The 18,007-nt window shown below is 72.9% G+C and carries 14 protein-coding genes and 2 pseudogenes; 9 read left to right on the top strand and 7 right to left on the bottom strand.

From position 1 onward, the window contains the following. Positions 1 to 139 precede the first annotated feature (139 nt). Positions 140 to 829 carry a Pr6Pr family membrane protein gene (locus tag ACFYYW_RS01285; protein ID WP_387645475.1) on the top strand — a complete coding sequence of 230 codons (690 nt, stop codon included), beginning with the start codon at positions 140 to 142 and terminating at the stop codon, positions 827 to 829. A 38-nt stretch (positions 830 to 867) separates the two neighbouring features. On the opposite strand, the gene ACFYYW_RS01280 is transcribed toward ACFYYW_RS01285, so the two are convergent. After that, positions 868 to 2,190 (bottom strand): FtsX-like permease family protein, encoded by a 1,323-nt coding sequence (locus ACFYYW_RS01280; protein ID WP_387643593.1) that lies wholly within the window; start codon positions 2,188 to 2,190, stop codon positions 868 to 870. Then, positions 2,187 to 2,930: an ABC transporter ATP-binding protein gene (locus tag ACFYYW_RS01275; RefSeq protein WP_352325846.1), complete on the bottom strand. Its 744-nt coding sequence runs from the start codon at positions 2,928 to 2,930 to the stop codon at positions 2,187 to 2,189. The genes ACFYYW_RS01280 and ACFYYW_RS01275 overlap by 4 nt, the downstream gene beginning before the upstream one ends. A 134-nt stretch (positions 2,931 to 3,064) precedes the next feature. On the opposite strand from ACFYYW_RS01275, the gene ACFYYW_RS01270 reads away from it, so the two are divergent. After that, positions 3,065 to 3,922, top strand: a complete 858-nt coding sequence (locus ACFYYW_RS01270) for a TetR/AcrR family transcriptional regulator (protein ID WP_387643589.1) — start codon at positions 3,065 to 3,067, stop codon at positions 3,920 to 3,922. Between the two features lie 200 nt (positions 3,923 to 4,122). On the opposite strand, the gene ACFYYW_RS01265 is transcribed toward ACFYYW_RS01270, so the two are convergent. Next, positions 4,123 to 4,722: an FAD-dependent oxidoreductase gene (locus ACFYYW_RS01265; RefSeq protein ID WP_387643587.1), complete on the bottom strand. Its 600-nt coding sequence runs from the start codon at positions 4,720 to 4,722 to the stop codon at positions 4,123 to 4,125. A gap of 84 nt (positions 4,723 to 4,806) precedes the next feature. Next, complete coding sequence (locus tag ACFYYW_RS01260) at positions 4,807 to 7,761, bottom strand: hypothetical protein (RefSeq protein WP_387643585.1); 2,955 nt, start codon at positions 7,759 to 7,761, stop codon at positions 4,807 to 4,809. Between the two features lie 454 nt (positions 7,762 to 8,215). On the opposite strand from ACFYYW_RS01260, the pseudogene ACFYYW_RS01255 reads away from it, so the two are divergent. Further along, a pseudogene (locus tag ACFYYW_RS01255) lies at positions 8,216 to 8,380 on the top strand (DUF998 domain-containing protein); the annotation flags it as partial. 174 nt (positions 8,381 to 8,554) lie between these two features. On the opposite strand, the gene ACFYYW_RS01250 reads toward ACFYYW_RS01255, so the two are convergent. Together ACFYYW_RS01250 and ACFYYW_RS01245 are read right to left on the bottom strand one after the other, a co-directional pair. After that, complete coding sequence (locus tag ACFYYW_RS01250; protein WP_387643583.1) at positions 8,555 to 9,082, bottom strand: hypothetical protein; 528 nt, start codon at positions 9,080 to 9,082, stop codon at positions 8,555 to 8,557. A 114-nt stretch (positions 9,083 to 9,196) separates the two neighbouring features. Further along, positions 9,197 to 10,171, bottom strand: coding sequence for an Acg family FMN-binding oxidoreductase (locus ACFYYW_RS01245; protein ID WP_387643581.1), 975 nt, complete (start codon positions 10,169 to 10,171; stop codon positions 9,197 to 9,199). Positions 10,172 to 10,289: 118 nt separating this feature from the next. On the opposite strand from ACFYYW_RS01245, the gene ACFYYW_RS01240 reads away from it, so the two are divergent. The 6 genes and pseudogenes from ACFYYW_RS01240 (at position 10,290) to ACFYYW_RS01215 (ending at position 17,157) form a co-directional block, all read left to right on the top strand. Continuing rightward, on the top strand, positions 10,290 to 10,583 hold the full coding sequence (locus tag ACFYYW_RS01240) for a CBS domain-containing protein (RefSeq protein WP_387645472.1): 294 nt from the start codon (positions 10,290 to 10,292) through the stop codon (positions 10,581 to 10,583). A gap of 104 nt (positions 10,584 to 10,687) precedes the next feature. Then, on the top strand, positions 10,688 to 12,361 hold the full coding sequence (locus ACFYYW_RS01235; RefSeq protein ID WP_387643579.1) for an NAD(P)H-dependent oxidoreductase subunit E: 1,674 nt from the start codon (positions 10,688 to 10,690) through the stop codon (positions 12,359 to 12,361). Next, positions 12,358 to 15,078: a formate dehydrogenase subunit alpha gene (gene fdhF / locus ACFYYW_RS01230; protein ID WP_387643577.1), complete on the top strand. Its 2,721-nt coding sequence runs from the start codon at positions 12,358 to 12,360 to the stop codon at positions 15,076 to 15,078. Before ACFYYW_RS01235 ends, fdhF begins: the two co-directional genes overlap by 4 nt. Beyond that, positions 15,075 to 16,048, top strand: a pseudogene (locus ACFYYW_RS01225) (universal stress protein). The gene fdhF and the pseudogene ACFYYW_RS01225 overlap by 4 nt, the downstream one beginning before the upstream one ends. 20 nt (positions 16,049 to 16,068) lie before the next feature. Continuing rightward, a complete protein-coding gene (locus ACFYYW_RS01220) occupies positions 16,069 to 16,908 on the top strand; it encodes a universal stress protein (RefSeq protein ID WP_387643575.1) in 840 nt (279 codons plus the stop codon). Between the two features lie 78 nt (positions 16,909 to 16,986). Further along, on the top strand, positions 16,987 to 17,157 hold the full coding sequence (locus ACFYYW_RS01215; protein WP_387643573.1) for a hypothetical protein: 171 nt from the start codon (positions 16,987 to 16,989) through the stop codon (positions 17,155 to 17,157). Between the two features lie 194 nt (positions 17,158 to 17,351). On the opposite strand, the gene ACFYYW_RS01210 is transcribed toward ACFYYW_RS01215, so the two are convergent. Continuing rightward, complete coding sequence (locus tag ACFYYW_RS01210; RefSeq protein WP_387643571.1) at positions 17,352 to 17,927, bottom strand: RICIN domain-containing protein; 576 nt, start codon at positions 17,925 to 17,927, stop codon at positions 17,352 to 17,354. Positions 17,928 to 18,007: the final 80 nt, after the last annotated feature.

Genomic DNA, 18,007 nt, shown 5'->3' with positions numbered 1-18,007 from the left:
TCATACTCTAACTAGTCATATTATGGCTAGCAAGCGCGGGTGGGCTCGGAGGAGGCCGCCGCGGCCAGGGCCCGGCCCCGGCTTGCGACGTTCCAGCGATCGGCGGATCGCGGGTCGGTACGATGCGCTTCGTGTGACCATGATCCCTGTGATGTGGGTGACGGCGTCCCGCTTGATGCTGATAGCGGCTGCCATGGTGGGCCTGATCTATACCTGGATGGGCCTGGGCAGCCCGCTGAACCCGCTCGTGCTCTTCACCGTGCAGAGCAATCTGCTGCTGATGGGGTTCTACTCCTGGAAAGTGCTCGGCAGGCGGCGCCCCTCTGCCGAGCTCAAGGGGGCCGTGACGCTCTACATCGTGATCACTGGGCTGGTCTGGCACTTTCTACGCATGCGTGGAGCGAGCCCCTTCGAACACCTCTCCCTGCACGGCTACGGTCTGGGCAACTTCCTCCTCCACTATGTGACGCCCGTCATGGCGGTGATCGACTGGCTGTTCCTCGACCGGAACGCTCCTCGGCCAAGATGGGCAGCCGCTCTCCGATGGCTGGTCTACCCGATGGCGTATCTGGCCTTCGCCCTGGTCAGAGGCGCCCTGCTGCCCCCCGGCGCGTGGAAGCGGTATCCCTATCCCTTTCTGGATGTGGACACGTTCGGGTACGACGGCGTGGCACTCATGGCCTTGGCGCTGGCCGTGTGCTTCGTACTGCTCGGAGCCGGGTTGATCGCCCTGCGCGGCCTGGCCGATCCCGCCAGTCGCGGGCTCCGGACCTTCACCCCTTCGGCTCCCGCCGACACCGCAGGCCCCGCCACTCCGGTGAGGCGCTGAGAGCATGAGCTTGGAATGACTCAGCCGCAGGTCAGCGGTCAGGGGGCGGACAGCGCCTCGACCGGCCTGACCCGCAGCGCTCCCGCGGCGGTGGGCACCGTGGCCGCCAGGACGAGCAACAGCGCGCCCCCGGCGATGGCCGCGTAGACCCAGCCGGGCCCGGCGGCCATCGGGGACCCGGTCTTGACCAGGCTGTAGGGCACGGTGGTCGCGGCGGCGGCGACCGTGCCGAGCACAAGGGCCAGGACCGCGGTCAGCACGCCCTCGGCCACGACAGTTGCCATGACCTGGGCACGAGTGGCGGCCGACAGGCGCAGCAGCCCGAACTCGCGGCCCCTGCGGCGGGTCGCGGCGATCAGCGTGTTGACCACGACGATCGCCGTGAACGTGATGATCATGGCAACGACCAGGTAGTTCACCGGGGCGAGCCGGGCGCTGACGTCGGCGGCGCCCCGATGGAGGCTGTCCTCGGTGCTCTGCATGTAGAGCGTGCCGCCGGCGATGCCGACCATGAGGATCAGCGGCCCGGCGACGCTGCCGGTCTGCGGGGCGCGGGCGTGCAGGTTGCGGACGGCCAGCCGCCCGGACGCCCCGAGCCCGGCCCCGGCCAGCCGTCCCACCGGCCGGACGGCGACCGGGCTGAGCAGGGCCAGGCCGACCGCGACGGCGACGCCCGCCGGGCCCGCCGTGCTGGACAGCAGCGGGCCGTCCGCCATGAACAGGGTCGTCACCGACAGGCTCAGCCCCAGCGCCAGCAGCAGCCCTCCGGACACCAGGCGGCCCCGGCCGAGCGCGCGGGCGGGCCCGGCGGCGGCCAGCGCCCGCACCGGCGGGACCGACGCGGCGCGCCTGCTGGAGATCAGCGCGGCGGCCAGCGCGGCGACCAGGGACGTGCCCGCCCCGAGCGCGGCGCTCGCCCACCCCGCGACCAGCTCGACGCCCGCCCCGACGAGCCCGGCGTCCGCCAGGCGGGCGAGCACGACCGCGCCGAGCCCGGCGCCCGGCAGCAGCCCGGCGGCGATCGCGGGGACGGCCACGACCAGCGTCTCCAGCACGACGTTCTGCCGGATCTGGCGCGGGGTGGCCGCGATGGAACGCAGCAGGGCCAGCTCCCGCTCGCGGTGGCCGATGGTCAGCGACACGGTGGACACCACGCCGAAGGCCACGACGGCCAGCGTCCAGCCCCCCAGGATGGCCGGCAGCATGACGAGGAACCCGGGGTCGCGGCCGGTGGCCAGGCCGGTCTCCAGCAGGGTCGCGAACGCCGTGAGCAGCGCGGTCCCGGCCGCCATGACGGCGGCCGAGGCCAGGTAGGACGCCCGGTGGGCGCCGATCGTGCCGAGGGCCAGCCGCCACCTCATCGCGCACCCCCGGCGTGGGCGGGCGCGGACAGGCGGGCCATGCGGGCCGCGACCGTGGCGGCGTCGGGGCGCGGCAGGTGGTCCACGACGTGGCCGTCGGCGAAGAACACCACGACGTCGGCGTAGGAGGCGGCCACGGGGTCGTGGGTCACCATGACGATCGTCCGTCCGTCCTGGGCGGCGGCCTGGCGCAGGATGGCCAGCACCTCGCGGGCGGCCTGCGTGTCGAGGGCGCCGGTCGGCTCGTCGGCGAACACGACGGCGGGCTCGCCGAGCATCGCGCGGGCGATGGCCACCCGCTGCTGCTGGCCGCCGGACAGCTCGCCGGGCCGGTGCCCGGTGCGCTCGCCCAGGCCGAGCCGGGTGAGCAGGGCCCGCACCCGGCGCGCGTCGACGCGGCGGCCGGCGAACTCCAGGGGCAGGGTCACGTTCTGCGCGACCGTCAGGGTGGGCACCAAATTGAAGGACTGGAAGACGAAGCCCATCCGCTCGCGGCGCAACCGGGTCAGCGCGGCCTCGTCCAGGCCGTCCAGGCGGCGGCCGTCGAGGACGACCGAGCCGGAGTCGGGCCGGTCCAGACCGGCCGCGCAGTGGAGCAGGGTGCTCTTGCCCGAGCCCGAAGGGCCCATCACCGCGGCGAAGGTGCCGATGGGGATCGCCAGCGAGACGTCGTCGAGGGCGGTGACGGCGGTGGCGCCCTCGCCGTGGCGTTTCGTCACATGGTGGAGTTCCAGAGCCATTTTCGTCACAGGATTTATGTACGCTGCACGAGTCATAAATACACCGTACATCAATTGCATATGAGCGCGACGTCATAGGGGTGAGATATAATTTCGTCACGGAATTTGACCGTGACGAAAAGAGGGCTGGCGCGGTGGCGTGCGAGGTGTGCGGGCGGGAGCTGCGGACGGCGGAGCGGGGGCGGCCCCGGCGCTACTGCTCGCGCGCCTGCCGCACGAGGGCCTACCGGGCGCGGCTCGCCGAGCCGCCCGCCCCCGAGGAGCCCGCGGCCCAGCCGGGGCGTCCGGCCGAGGCGGCGCTCGACCAGGGCCGGGTGGTCCGGGCCGCCGTCGCGCTCGCCGATCGGGAGGGGGTCGCCGCGCTGTCGATGCGGCGCGTCGCGACCGACCTGGGAGTGGGGGTGATGTCCCTCTACCGGTACGTCCCGAGCCGGGAGGAGCTCAACGACCTCATGGTCGACGCCGTCTTCGCCGCCCGCCCGCTGCCCGAGCCGGGGCCGGACGGCTGGCGGGCCAGGCTGGAGCTCTCGGCCCGGCAGGAGTGGGAGCTCTACCGGCGGCATCCGTGGATGTCCCACCTCGTCGCGGTCACCACCCGGCCGCCGGTCGCGCCCGCGCTGATGGCCTACACCGACTGGCGCATGCGCGCCCTCGACGGGCACGGGCTCGACTTCGCCACGCTCGTCCAGGTCGCCATCATGATCGGCACGTACGTGCAGAGCGCCGCCGTGCCGCTCGCCCACGAGGCGCAGGCCGCCCGTACCAGCAGGCACACGCGGCGGGAGTGGGCGCAGGCCCGCAAGGAGGCGTTCGCGCGCAGCATCGGGGCGGCGCGGCTGCCGATGGTCGCGGAGTTCGGGAACGAGGCGTTCGAGGCATCGGAACCGGAGAACATCTTCGAGTTCGGGCTCCACCGCATGCTCGACGGCATCGGGCTGCTGCTGCCGCCCGACCAGAGCCCGCCGGCGCCGACGGGCACCCCGTATCGGTGAGGCCGACAAGCAGGCCGCCGCCCGCGTCCTGCACAGTGTCTTCGGTGGCGGCGGAGCCCGGCAGCCGGTAGGCAGGCCAGTGAGGCCGGCCGGTTCGTTTCGGCCGGCCTCGAACCGGCTGGTGTCCCAGTGATCAGTGGCGGTGTTGTGCAAGCGGACCACGGCAGGCGGGTGTGTGAGCGCCTTGTCGCGGGGCCGCGTCAGGGGCGGCGGCCAGGCGGTGCTTGCGGTTGGGCATGGCGTAGGTGAGGTGCGAGGTGGCCCACAGCGCCATCCTGAGGATGCCCCTTGATCCGTGCGGGCTTGCGGCCGCCCCGGTGTTTCGGCTTTGCCCGCCCTTCGTCGTCGATTGTCTGCAGGATCCCGTCCCGCCGCCCAAGGCTGATGAGATTGCAGTTGTGGATCAGCTTGGTGGCCGCGATCTTGCGGCCGGTCAGGCGTCCCACGATCGCCTCGATGGCCTGCCTTTGCGGTGTAGCCGGCCGAGGCGCAGGACATCGGCAGTGGCCGGCGGCGGCGATGGGGCTCACTCCGAACCCGGCCGTCCACACGGTCGCGTCGGATGCGAGGGCGGTGCCGTCGGCGCACAGCACCCGCGTCGCTTCGACGGCTTCGGCGCTGGTGTGCTCCAGGACGGTGATGCCCAGCCGATCGCATGCCTGGCGCAGGTGGCCGCCGGCTCCGGCGGAGAGCCGGGCGCCCAGCCTGCCGCGCGCGATCAGCGTCACCGACAGGCCGGGCCGGGCTTCGGCGATCTCGGTGGCGGCCTCGATCCCGGTCAGCCCGTCGCCGACGACCACCCTCCCGCCCTTGCCTGGCCTGTCCAGGCTGTCCGGGCGCTCGCGCAGGCGCAGCGCCGAAGGCCGGGCAGCGACGCCGACCTGCTAGGGCTTCGGTGATGAGGACGTGCCGGCAGGCACGGTCTGACCAGCGGGCAGGGGGACGATGACGTTGTTCACCAACGCGGTCGCCGTGGCGGTGGCGGTGGCGATGACAATGGCAGCCAGCGGGGCCGCCAGGGCGCGCAGACGGCGGACGTCCCTGAGACGTCCCCACGGCTCGGCGGCCAGCCACATCAGCCGCCATTCCCACCACAGGCCCAGCCCGATGCTGACCACGGCGATGTTGCCCATGGCCACCAGGACGCCGATCCAAGCCTCCCGCGGCGTGGGCAGTCCCTGCTGATCCAGGTCGGGGGTGGCGGCGGCGACGACCAGCGTCTGCATGTAGGCCGGCAGCTCGATCAGCAGCGCGGCGACCAGGAGCGTCATGGACTTGGTGAGCGGGGTGAGGCCGCGCACCCGCGGATAGAAGTACCCGAAGATCATGCAGAGCACCGGCAGGGACAGCAGCGACAGGGCCGCCAGCAGCACCTGGTCGTCCTGGGCCCGTCCGCTGTCGATCGAGGCGAGGATGCGCACCGTGGAGAAGGGCAGGCTGAGCAGCAGGCCGGCGGACAGACCGGCCAGCGCGTTCTGCCAGGGGGTGCGTCCAGCGAGCGTGGTCAGGGCGTGGTCGGAGTCGATGGACCGGCGGTTGTCGTCGCCGGCACGCTCCAAGGCCGTGCGGCGCTCCTCGATCTCGGCGGGCGGGACGTCGTCCGGTGGACGCCGGCGCAGCAGCTCCGTCAGGGCGGCGCGAGCGTGGCGTCGCCTGATCAGGTCCCGCACGAGCAGGCGGTGCTCCTCGGCGGTGACCGGTTCGCCCAGGTAGGGACTTTGCGCGGCCGGTGGCGGCAGTAACCACGCCATCCCCGCCCAAGCCAGGACGAACGTCACCCCGAAGTACTCCAGAGTCGTCCAGACCTGCACGTGCAGCAGCAGAACGAAGAGCACCGCCGTGTGAAGGGCGACCGAGGAGGCGAGCGCTTGCGGACCCTGCCCGATGCGCCGCGTCCGGACGACGAGCACGGCCAGGGCCAGCAGGAGCGCGCCGAACGCCACGAAGGCGGTCATGGTCGGCAGCAGCGGCCAGTCCGGCTCGTCCCGTCCCCCGGAGAACAACGTCCCGGCCAGCAACACGTAGGCGAGGCCCCCGAACGCCACCCACACCCCGCACACCCAGGCGACCGCCACCCGCGGCGACCAGCCGCGGCCGGCCTCGGCGACCCACCCCAGAGCCAGCACCGACAACGACAGGAGGGGCAGGACGAGCGCCACGACCGGGTCGATGACGAACCCCAGCAGGGCCGCCCGGACCAGGAGGATCACCCCGGCGGCGAGGGACAGCAGCCCGGCGGCGGGCACTGCCCGCCGCCACCGGGGCACCGCCGAGAGCACCGCGGCCGCGGCCGGCGCAACCATGGGCCACCACAGCGCGCCCGTCTGGCCGGTCACCACCAGCATCGCCCAGAGGGAAAGGATCATCCCTGCGAGCGTGGCCAACACCGAGCCGGCCACGACCAGCAGAGGCCCACCGCCGGGCACGGCCCGCATCGCGGAGCGCAGGGCCAGGAGCGGAACGCCGATCGTCACCAGGGCGAGAGCGACCCATGCCCACCAGCCCTCTTCTCCCCCCAGCCAGGCCGGCGACGGCACCGTCAGGCAGGTGACCGCCAGCAGCGCGGGCGGCAGCAGGTTACGGCGGCGACGCCACCACGACCGGCCCAAAGCCCGAAGGGCGGCGTTGAGCAGCAGCAGGATCGCGGCGAGCCCGGAGACCCACTGAACCACGGTCCAGATGCGGTTGAGCGGTCCGCTGTCGGGATCGTGGGCCCCGTCCTCCGTGACGTCCTCCGGCTCGTTCTCTTCGTCGTCCTCCTGCTGGGTGCCGGTGCTCGCGAGCAGTTGTCCGATGATCGCTTCGCCGGTCACGTACTCCGACACCGACGCGGTGCCGTCGTCGGGGACGAAGGCGGCTCTGATCTCGCGGTCGCCGTGCAGCCGTACCGAACGGCGGTCCTGCTCGATGACAGGGCCGTGGACCCCGGCCAGCGTCGATCCCGCCGCGGAGATGAGGATCTCGTGGTCCGCGAGAGGCGGCCGGTCGTCCGCCGCAGGCGGGGTGTATCGCACGCCGACGAAGTCTTCGGCGGAGAAGGACTGCCGGTAGGCGCGGCCCGTCAGGGTGATGACGGCTTGACGCCCGTCGGGGGCGACGGTGATGGACGGCATGGCGAAGGAGGTGGGGAGGTCGGCATGGTCGGCGTTCACCGCGCCCAGCCTGGAGGCGGCGAAGGCCGTGGGATCGACCGCCGCCGCCCCCTCCCGCAGCAGCGCGACGTCGGGATCGCCGGCGGGGACGCGCAGCTCGTGCGTGACCTGGAGCTGGTAGAGGGTGGTGTCCGGGGGAAACTGGTCCTCGGTCGCGTCAGGGTGGGTACGCCAGGCGTCCGGTCCAGCCGGGGCAAGGGTGATGCGCGTGGTCGCGGTCCTGGCCCGGCCGGCGGACGTGGGAGGCGAGGAGGCGCCGTCCGGGAGGACGGTCAGTTCCGCTGCGCCCATTCGCATGATCGGGTCACATCGGGCCAGCACCCGGTAGACGCCCGGGCGAAGCTCGGGATCGAGCACCGCGTCGGCGTAGCGGGCTCCGGACGGAAGGGACCGATCCAGGTGCTGCCCGGCGGGCAGGTCGTCGGAGAATGCCTCGGAGACGGCGACCCCCTCTCCGCCCGATCCGTCGCAGAAGACAGTGACCCGGACCGTATGCGTGCCGACGCGGACACTCGACGGACGGACGGTGACGCGCAGCGGAGAGGCAGAGGCTTCCGGCGCCTCCTGCGAGGAAGACGGCGACGGCGACGGGGTCCCTTGGACGGGGGCGGCGCCGGGCGGCGGTTCCAGGCGTGCCGCTGCCGCGCCGATGGCGATCACGCTCAGGACCAGCGCCGACGCGCCCACCCATCGCACCAGCCGGCGGCAGGGCTCCGATCGCCTACGAGGAGCCCGCGAGGAGGCCGGATGCGACATATGGGAATGGTCGGCCCGGCCGGGCCAGGACGCAATGTCTTCCGCGCATCTACGAGGACCCCCTTCGGCCCGCTGATCGGAGCGGGCCATGGGCGCGAACTTCTCCGCGGCGAACGCCTCAAGGCGCCGCCCGCGCCGCTCTGGCCCAGATGTTCTCGATCTCAAGCTCCACCGGCGGCTGGCGTCCCTGCCGCCGGTGCGCCGGTACATGACCCGCCGCTTCATCAAGGGCTGAAGCCGTGTGAGACCTGGCCGGGCGGGCGGCCAGGTGTTACATTCCAGGCGTCTGCATGAACGTGCCCCAGAAGGGGCGCGAACGTCGGTGAGCCGGGAAGCCTGGTCGGCCCGCGATCTTCCGATCGCGGAGCTAGGAGGCTTGCTCCCCATGCGCCCGACCACAACCCTTCTCAGCTGCGGAATCGCCGCCGGAGTACTCGTGCCAGCGGTGCTGCTGGTCGACGGCGCCACCCGGCCCGGCTACAGCCTCTGGCACAACGGCGCCAGCCAGCTCGGCACCGGCGAACGCGGCTGGCTGCAAACGGCCAGCTTCATGATCGGCGGGCCGCCGCGTGGTGGAACCGCGCCGACCACACGCGCTGAGCTCGCGCGCAGGGGGCCGTCGGCCGCCCACAGGCCGGCAGCGCCGCACGGCCGGGAAGCCCCTCGGGATCCAAGGAACGCCGGAAGCCCACCCAGGCAAGGGGTGGGCCGACGAGTTGAGGGATCACCTGAGCCAGGCGTTGCGCCGCACGACGAGCAGGTTGCCGAGGCCGAGAGTGGTTCCGGCGCCGGCCAGGGCCAGGCCGATCAGGACGATCGCGTAGACGATGTGCTCATCCATGAAGGGGTTGTTGGCCAAGGGCAGTTCAGCCGCCCACATCAGGACCAGCATCAGCGTGCCGGTGACCGCGGCGACCCGGGTGCCGATCCCGAGGACCAGCGCCAGGCCGATGCCCAGCAGACCGGCCATGAACAGCCAGTCCACCCACGCCTGACCGGCCAGCGAAGCGAACAGGCCGCCGAGCGCGTTCTCGCCGGTGCCCTTGAGGAAGCCGGTCGTCGGGCTGCCCCCGGCGATCCACGCCTTGTTCGCCGGGGTCGCGAAACCCCAGCCGAACGTCTTGTCCAGGAACGCCCACAGGAAGATCCAGCCGATCGCGATCCGGGCGACCGCCCAGACGTACTCGACGGGGGTGTGCGCCGCTGTGCCGGCGTCCCCCTCCATCACGGGCTGGTGACTGGTGGTGGCCATGGCGGGCCTCCCTTTCGGTGGGGGGTGCGTCCTTTGTTCGCACCTCCATCACACCGCCCGCGCCCGTCCGCGCTCAGTGTCGTACGCCCCCCGGCGGGAGGACCTTGGTCCCCTCTACTCCAGGACGTCGGAGAGCGGCCGGCGGGGCGTCTCCCTGTCGTCGAACGTGACGCCCAGCCGCATGATCATCTGCGGGTGCTCCCCGGAGAACAGCTCCTGGCGCAGGAACTCGCGCAGCAGGTCCATCTCCAGCGCCTGGGTGTGGAACGCGGCGCTGACCCCGTGCGCGGAGGCGTGCAGCAGGACCCGCTGGAGCGCCTGACCGGTGGCGATCCACTCCTCCCGGCCGTCACCCCGGGTGGTCATGACGGCCACGACCCCGATCGCTGTCTCCTCCTGGCCGCCTTCGGCGCCCCAGCCCTGCCGCCAGGAGTACTGGCGCTGCGGGAAGTGCGGCGCGGTCGGCGCGGCCTCCCGCGGGTAGCTCTCGGCAGGCACGCCGTCGGTACGGGTACTGCCCGGCGGTCTGGCCCAGCGGATGACCTCCAGGTTGAACCTCTGGTCCTGCGCCTGGACGGACTGCGCCGCCTGCGTGAGCGCGGCCAGGACGTTCACCGCGTCCGCGGCGCGGACGGGCGTCAGCTTGGCGCCCTCGCTCATGGCCGCCTTCACCAGCGACTCCACGAACCGATCAGGGATCGGCACGTCGGCGAAGCCCGCCCGGTGCGTGTGCCGCCGCTGGATCTCGCCGCCGAGCAACCGGGTGGTCTCGTCGGCCTCGGCCTCCTGGCCCGGCCTGATCGTCGCCAGCAGCCCCGGCCGATCGGGGTCGGGGAGGATGCGGACCACGGGCTCGTACCCCTCGCAGCGCATGGCGGTGCGCATGGTGAACAGGGCGGCACCGCAGCTGATCAGCAGCTCCCGGCCGGCGACGTCGCTCGCCGCGAGCTTCCTCGCGGTGTCGGCCTTCAGGCCGATCTCCTCTTCGGAGACCGAGAAGGTCCACGGCTGGGTGTTGTGCACGGAAGGAGCCCATCGACCGGCCTCGACCGCCGCGTCCATTGCCTGCTTCGGCGAGCGCGTGCTCATGGTCCACCTCCTGGAGACGATGCACCCAGGCCATCACATCCGGGACGTCCAGTGAAGCAGCCCACGCCCCGCGTCGGTCACTCAGTGTCGGGTCGTTCGTCCCCTCACTCCGGGGACCATCGGCACTCGCCTTCACCCCGCACCGCTGCCGCCATCTAAGGAGAGGGCCGGTTCATCCGGTCGGACTCCCTCCAAGGAGATCGCCAAGGCACGGATCGAACACCAGGTGGACGCGATGCTCGTGGTGGACGACGACAGGCGGGTCGTGGGCGTCGTCTCAGAGGCCGACCTGCTCCCCAGGGAGGATTTCAGGGAGCTCCGCCGATCACATAGGGTACGCCCCGATCGGTTCGCGCATCACCCTCCCCGCCCCGCAACCCTCGACCTCCGGCTTCCCGAAACCGACATCTAGAAACGAGTAACCAGAAACCACTCAGCGCGATCGCGGACAGTCCCTTGCCCAAGCCTGACCCTCGCCGGGGTGTGGCGGCGGATCAGGGGCGCATGTAGAGGAACGTGGGTGCTCACAGCCGGTTCGACGCGTTCCGTGCCCTGGCAGACCGTCACGGCCGTCCTGGGGTCCGGCTGCTCGACGCCCTCACCGAGGCCGCCGCGGCCGGACACGGGCCCGCCGAGACCTGGGCTCCGGAAACGGCCTCGCGGTTCGGGCTGCCCGCGGCCTCGGCGCTCGGGCCGGCCACCTTCTACGCCGACCTGGCCGCCCCGCACGGCCGGCGCCACGTACGGGTCTGCACCGCGGCGGCCTGCTTCGCCGCTCGGGCGGGCGGGCACGTCAGCGAGGTCGAGCAGGCGCTGGGCGTCGCCACCGATCACGTCGACGCGGACGGGGAGCTCTCCCTGCAGGGCGTCCGGTGCCTCGGCTACTGCTACGCGGGCCCCGCCTGCCTCGACGGCGACACGCCGTGCACGGGGGCGACGCTCGCCGAACAGCTTTCCGGCCTGGCACCGCCCTGCGATCCGCCGATTCCCGCCGCCGACGTCACCGGCGCTCCCGTCGTGCTCGCGGGCGTCGTCCAAGGTCAGGAGGCCTGGCGGGCATGGCCCGCGGTCCTGCGCGCCGGGACGCCCGAGCGGGTTCTCGGCGAGGTGGCGGCCTCCGGGCTGCGCGGACGCGGCGGCGCCGGGTTCCCGGTCGCCGCCAAGTGGGCCGCTGCCGGACGCTCGCCCGGCACGGTGGTGGTGGCCAACGGGGACGAGGGCGATCCCGGCTCCTACGCGGACCGGCTGCTGATGGAGGCGGATCCGGGGCGGGTGCTGGAGGGGCTGGCGCTGGCCTGCTTCGCCTGCGGAGGCAGCCGTGGTGTGGTGCTGGTCCGATCGGAGTACCCGCGCGCGCTGGCGACCATGCGGACGGCGGTCGAGCGGGCCCATGCCGACGGACATCTGGGACGGCGCGTCCACGGCACCGACGTCGATCTCGACATCGAGGTGGCCGAGGGGTCCGGCTCCTACGTGGCCGGTGAGGAGACCGCCCTCATCTCGGGGCTCGAAGGCGGGCGCGGCTGCGCCCGGCCGCGCCCGCCGTACCCGGCACAGCACGGCCTGTGGGACGCTCCCACCGTCGTGAACAACGTCGAGACGCTGGCCGCGATCCCCTGGATCGTCGAGCACGGCGGGAACGCCTACGCCGCGCGCGGCACTCTGTCGGAGACCGGCACCAAGCTCGTCTGCCTGTCCGAGCGCTTCGCCCGGCCCGGCTGTTACGAGGTCGAGCTCGGCACGCCCGTGCTCAGGATCGTCGAGGAGCTCGGCGGCGGCCTGCGCGAGGGCTCGGACCTGACCGTCGTCCAGGTCGGCGGCCCTCTGGGCGGCTTCCTCGCCGCCGACCAGCTCGACGTGCCGCTGTCGGAGACGGATCTGGCCGCGCGCGGGGCGGCGCTCGGGCATGCCGGGCTGGTCGCCTTCGACCAGCGGATCGACCCCGCGGACGTGCTGCGCCATGTGTGGGAGTTCGCCGCTGCCGAGAGCTGCGGGGCCTGCTCGCCCTGCCGGGTCGGGTCGCGGCGGGGCCTGGAGCTCGTCCGGGCCGGGCAGGCCGGCGAGGAGCACGGGCGGCTGCTCCGCGTCATGGGTGAGGCCAGCCTGTGCGCCTTCGGGCGGCGCGTCCCGGCGGCCGTGCGCAGCCTCGTCGGCGCCTTCGGCGACCGGCTCGCGGGGTGGGACGGGTGAGAGTGCGCGTCGGCGGGACGACCGCGCACGTGGCCGAGGGCGCCTCGGTTCTCGACGCCGTCCGCGCGGCCGGGATCGGCCTGCCCACGCTGTGCCACGACGACCGCCTGACGCCGGCCGGCTCCTGCCGCGCCTGTCTGGTGAGAGCCGGCGGCAAGGTGGTCGCCGCGTGTGTGACACCGGCCGCAGAGGACGCCCCGATCGAGGTCGACGCGGATGACCTGCGCTCCCTGCGCCGCGAGGCCGTGGAGGTCATCGTCTCGGTCCTGCCGCCGCACGCCCTGGACGGCGAGCACGGCCGCAGCGAGCTGGCCAGGGTCTGCCACGACCTCGGCATCGCGCCGGACACGGCCCGGGGAGCCGGCGGCCGGGGCCGCGACGACAGCCACCCGTACGTCCGCCTCGACCGGGACCTGTGCATCGCCTGCGGCCGGTGCGTGCGCATGTGCGCCGAGGTCCAGGGCACCTTCGCCCTCACCCTGGCCGGACGGGGCTCCGAGACGGTGGTCGCGCCCGGCACGGGAGGGCCGTGGGCGGAGTCCGACTGCGTCGCCTGCGGCGGCTGCGTCGACACCTGCCCCACCGGCGCGCTCACCGAGCCCGGCCTGCCCGGCGGCGACCAGGCACCGGAACTGCCGGGTACCCGCACCACCTGCGGCTACTGCGGGGTCGGCTGCTCTCTGGACGTGCTCACCAGCGGCGGTTCGGTGACCGCCGTGCTGCCCGCCCACGACGGCCCCGTCAACCGCGGCCACGCCTGCGTCAAGGGCCGCTTCGCCCACGGTTTCCTCCGCTCGCCCGACCGGCTCACCCGGCCGCTGCTGCGCCGCGACGGCCGCCTGGAACCGGTGAGCTGGGAAGAAGCCCTCCAGCACGTGGCCCGAGGGCTTCGCGCGGCGGTCGCGGCGGGCGGCCCCGGCGCGGTGGCGGCGATCTCCTCGGCCAGGGCCACCAACGAGGAGAACTACCTGCTGCAGAAGTTCATGCGGACGGTGATCGGCACCAACAACGTCGACAACTGCTCACGGCTGTGCCACGCCCCGTCGGCGGCCGGCCTGACCGCGGCGTTCGGCCTGCCGGGCGGGACCGACCCCTTCGAGAACGTGGAGAGCGCCGACTGCCTGCTGCTGGTAGGCGCGAACCCGGTCGAGGCGCACCCCGTGGTCGGCGCACGGCTCCTCCAGCGCGTGCTGCGCGGGACGCGGCTCGTCGTCGCCGACCCGCGCGCGGTGGGCCTGGCCCGCCATGCCGACGTCCACCTGCGCCCCCGTCCCGGTACCAACGTCGCCCTCTTCCATGCGATGGCCCACGTGATGCTGGCCGAGGGCCTGATCGACGACGAGTTCCTGCGCGAGCGGTCGGCCGGTCTGCCCGAGCTCACCGCGCTGCTCGCTGATTACTCCCCCGACCGTACGGCCGGCGTCACGGGCGTGCCCGCCTCCGACGTCGTCGCCGCCGCGCGGCTGTTCGGCCTGGCGGAGAGACCGGCGATCGTCTACGGGCTGGGCGTCACCGAGCACCTGCACGGCACGGACGGAGTACGCGCCCTCTCCAACCTCGCCATCCTTCGCGGAGCGGTCGGCACCGGGCGCGGATTCGGTGTGAACCCGCTGCGCGGCCAGAACAACGTCCAGGGCGCGTCCGACATGGGGGCCCTCCCCGACCTCCTGCCCGGGTACGCCAAGGTGACCGACGCCGACGCCCGCCTCCGCGCGGAACGCGTGTGGGGCGTGCCCGTCCCGCCCCGGCCCGGCCTGCGGATCCCGGAGATGTTCGCCGCCGCCCGCTCCGGAGAGCTGGGCGCCCTGTGGATCCTCGGCGAGGACGTGTGCGCCACCGATCCCGACAGCAACCAGGTCGTCCAGGCCCTGGAGAGGTGCCCGCTCGTGATCTGCGACGAGCTGTTCCTGTCCGAGACCGCGCGCGGGGCCGACGTCGTGTTCCCCGCCGCGTCCTGGCTGGAGAAGGACGGCACGTTCGTCAACTTCGACCGCCGCTTCCAGCGGGTGCGGGCCGCGCTCGCCCCGCCGGGGGCCGCGCGGCCCGACTTCGAGATCATCCACGCGGTTGCCGCGACGCTCGGCGCCGACCTCGGGTGCGCCACACCCGCTCAGGCACTGGCCGAGTGCGGCCGGCTGGCCCCCGTCTTCGCGGGTCTGTCGCACGAGCGGCTCGACCGGGAAGGGGCCGTCGCCTGGCCGTGCCGTCATCCGGACCGGCCCGGAGAGTCCTCGCTCCACCGGGAACGATTCGCCACCCCGGACGGGCTGGCGCACCTGAGCGCCGCGCCCTACCTGCCGCCGGGCGAGGAACCCGACGACCGCTACCCGCTGGTCATGGTCACGGGGCGGCGCTGGGCGCACTACAACTCCGGCGGCATGACCCGGCGTACGGACAATCTCCTGCTCGACCCCACCGACCGGCTCGACGTCCATCCCGTCGACGCGGCCCGCCACCGCCTGGGCGACGGCGACCGCGTCACGGTGCGCAGCCGCCACGGGGAGGCGCACCTGACCGTCCAGGTCAGCGATGACATGACACCCGGCCAGGTGTTCTGCGCCTTCCACTTCCCCGCCAGCGGAGTCAACGCCCTCACCTCGGATCGCGGCGACGCCGCGACGTCGTGCCCCGAGTACAAGGTCACGGCGGTGCGCCTGGAGCCCGTTGACGGACAAGCCAGGGCAAGCGAGACAGACCAAGAGTTTCCCGGCCGGTGAGGCTCATCCCGCAAGCGGCGGGAAGGCTCATCCCGGCAGGACCATTCCTCGCCCAGGAGGCGGCAGTGCGCGATGACCAGGCCGACCGGCCCATCCTGGTCGGCTACGACGACTCGCCCGAGAGCCGTGACGCGCTGCGCTGGGCGGTCGAGGAGGCGCGGCTGCGGAGGCTCCCCGTACTGGTCTGCCACGCCCTGCACTGGCCCTACGCGCCGAGGCCGGTCGCCGAGGAGGTCCTCACGCAGATCGAGCAGGTCACCCTCGGCGTCGTCGACGAGGGCGTGCGCCGCGCCAAGGAGCTGGCTCCGGAGGTGGACGTCCAGCCGGTCCTGGGAAAGGGCACGCCCGCGGCGGTGCTGCTGGAGGTCGCGCGCGGGGCGGAGCTGACCGTGCTCGGCTCCCGTGGCCAGGGTGGATTCGAAGGGCTCCAGGTGGGATCGGCCGCCGTGCAGGTGCCCGCGCACAGCGCCAGGCCCGTCGTGGTCGTACGTCCGTCCCTCCAGCCGGCCGACGACCGGGACGCCCGGATCGTCGTCGGTCTCGACGGGTCGCCGCCCAGCCTGGCGGCCCTGAACTTCGCGCTGGACGAGGCGGCGTTGCGCGACGGCAGCGTGACGGCCCTGTGCTGCTGGTCCGACTGCGGATCGGCGTCCTGGCCGGATCCCCTCCCCTTCGTCGACTCCGACGCGCTGCGCAGGGGCGCGGAGGACCGCTTCCGGGAGGTCGTCTCCCATCTGGCCGCCAGACGCCCCGAGGTGACGGTGTTCACCGAGTTCGTGACCGAACCCCCCGACGTGTACTGGTCGACTCGACTAAGGACGCCACGCTCCTCGTCCTCGGCAACCGGGGGAACGGAGCCGCCGCCTGCCTGCTGCTCGGCCCCGTCACCCAGACCGCGCTGCTCGAATCCTGGTGCCCGGTCGCGATGACCCCTGCCGACGTGCTGAACCCGCGGCTGCCGCCCGGATGATCGACAGAGAGACGAAAGAGATGACTGGACGGATCGTGGCGGGCGTGGACGGCTCCCCGCCCTCGATGGCGGCGGTCGAATGGGCCGCGGCTGACGCCCGCAGACGCTCGCGGGAGCTGCGCCTGGTGCACGTGTGCGAGCAGTGGGCCCGCGACGCCGGGACGGCCGAGTACTGTGCCGGGATGCTGGAATCGGCGGCGGACCGGGCACGCGGCCTGGCTCCGGGCGTGGAGGTCGGCACGGAGATCCTGCCGGGCCCGGTGGTGGACGACCTGGTGAGGGAGTCGGCGGGAGCCGACAGTCTGGTGCTGGGCAGCAGAGGATTGGGCGGCTTCGCCGGAATGGTGCTCGGCTCCACGAGCCTCGCGCTGGCCGGGCACGCCGCGAGCCCGGTCGTCGTCGTCCGGGAGGCCGCCACGGTACGGCACGGCCGGATCGTGGTCGGCTACGACGGATGGCAGTCCCAGGCAGCCATGGAGTACGCCCTGGCCCAGGCACGCGCCCAGGAGGCGGAGCTCCTGGTGCTCTACGCCTGGCAGCCGCCGATCCTGTCCTCGTACGCGACCGCCTACAGGGTGCTCAGCGAGGGCTTCGAGCAGAACGCCCGCGAGGCCGCCGAGCAGGTCGTGCCCTGGCGGGAGGGCAACCCTGACGTGCGGATCGTCGATGATCAGGCCTGCGACCACCCCGTGGCCGCCCTCAGGAACGCCTCGTCCACGGCCGACCTCGTCGTGGTGGGCTCGCGCGACCTCGGCGGGTTCGCCTCCGCGATGCTGGGCTCGGTCAGCCATGGCGTGCTCCACCACGCGGTCTGCCCGGTGGCCGTGGTGCCTCCTTCCGACGCGGCTCGTAGGGCCTAGTCGGGCGTTCCCGGCACGACCGGATGGCGTGCCGCCCACTTGCCCAGGTCTGCCGAGGCGGCGAGAGGCAGCCCGCGCATGGCCGCCTCGGCGAACGCGAACTCGACCGCGGAGGCGTCCGGCTCGTTGTCGGTCAGGACCGACCACGACGAGCGTGGCGCCGGCGGAGATCTCGACGAGCCGCCGAGCCGCCGGGCCTTCGTGCAGGTCGGTCTCCACCCCACGCCCGAGCTGGTGGAGCGCTGCTGACGAGCCCGGCGATCAGCGTCTCCCCCGAGGCGTCCGCGGCCTCGGCCGCCCGCCTCATGGACGCCCACGACGTCAAGCGCCTCGCCGTGCGCCATGAGACCGACCGTCGGAAACGCGATGACCACCGACGTGGTCGCCGTCACGATCTCAGGTGAGTAGTGAGACGACCAGCCCGTTGCAGGGGCCATCGGATCCTATTCCCAGCTGACGCCGACCTGCTGGAAGCGCCACAGTTGGTTGTTGCCGGATCCGGGCCCGCCGCAGGTGCCCTGAATGACGTTGGCGCCGTGCTCAAGGCGAGCGTTGGCCACGTCCAGACACTTTCCGCTGTGCCGGGCGCGGATGCGGGCGGTGCCGTCGCTCTTGACGTACTCGATGCGCCATTGCTGGTTGTAGGCGGCCGGGCCGCCGCAGACGCCTTGAATGACGTTCGCTCCGTGCTTGGTGCTGGCATAGGCGACATCGAGGCACAGGCCGCTGTGCCGGGCGATGAGGCGGATGTAATTGCCGGAGGCGCCGCTGTCGACGATGCGCCACTGCTGGTTGTAGCCGCTGCCGCGGGGAGCGCAGGTGCCCTGGATGACGTTGGCGGCGTGCCCGGTTCTGGCGTACGCCACGTCCAGACACTTTCCGCTGTGCTGAGCCACGACCTGGTACCAGTACACCGGACCGGCCGACGACGCCGACGTCGCCGCCGAGGCGGGCACGCAGAGCGTGCCGGCCAGCAGACCGGCTGACGCAACGGCTACGGCGAGTCGCCTACCACTCATGATCTCTCCTGCGCTTCCTCGGTGACACGGGCTGAACTCCCCTACCGTCACCGGCCCAGGCGAGATCGGTCATGAGTAAC

The organism is Nonomuraea sp. NPDC001831 (assembly GCF_042892035.1).
Taxonomy (GTDB): Bacteria; Actinomycetota; Actinomycetes; order Streptosporangiales; family Streptosporangiaceae; genus Nonomuraea.
The sequence above is the reverse complement of the archived record's forward strand: the minus strand, read 5'-3'. Positions and strand labels throughout refer to the sequence as shown.

What these genes read in the sequence shown, in the direction of transcription:
- ACFYYW_RS01275 (WP_352325846.1), bottom strand. Translation starts at nt 2,930, where the DNA reads ATGGCTCTGGAACTCCACCATGTGACGAAACGCCACGGCGAGGGCGCC.
- ACFYYW_RS01210 (WP_387643571.1), bottom strand. Translation starts at nt 17,927, where the DNA reads ATGAGTGGTAGGCGACTCGCCGTAGCCGTTGCGTCAGCCGGTCTGCTG.
- ACFYYW_RS01215 (WP_387643573.1), top strand. Translation starts at nt 16,987, where the DNA reads ATGGCCGCCTCGGCGAACGCGAACTCGACCGCGGAGGCGTCCGGCTCG.
- ACFYYW_RS01280 (WP_387643593.1), bottom strand. Translation starts at nt 2,190, where the DNA reads ATGAGGTGGCGGCTGGCCCTCGGCACGATCGGCGCCCACCGGGCGTCC.
- ACFYYW_RS01250 (WP_387643583.1), bottom strand. Translation starts at nt 9,082, where the DNA reads ATGGCCACCACCAGTCACCAGCCCGTGATGGAGGGGGACGCCGGCACA.
- ACFYYW_RS01220 (WP_387643575.1), top strand. Translation starts at nt 16,069, where the DNA reads ATGACTGGACGGATCGTGGCGGGCGTGGACGGCTCCCCGCCCTCGATG.
- ACFYYW_RS01245 (WP_387643581.1), bottom strand. Translation starts at nt 10,171, where the DNA reads ATGAGCACGCGCTCGCCGAAGCAGGCAATGGACGCGGCGGTCGAGGCC.
- ACFYYW_RS01285 (WP_387645475.1), top strand. Translation starts at nt 140, where the DNA reads ATGATCCCTGTGATGTGGGTGACGGCGTCCCGCTTGATGCTGATAGCG.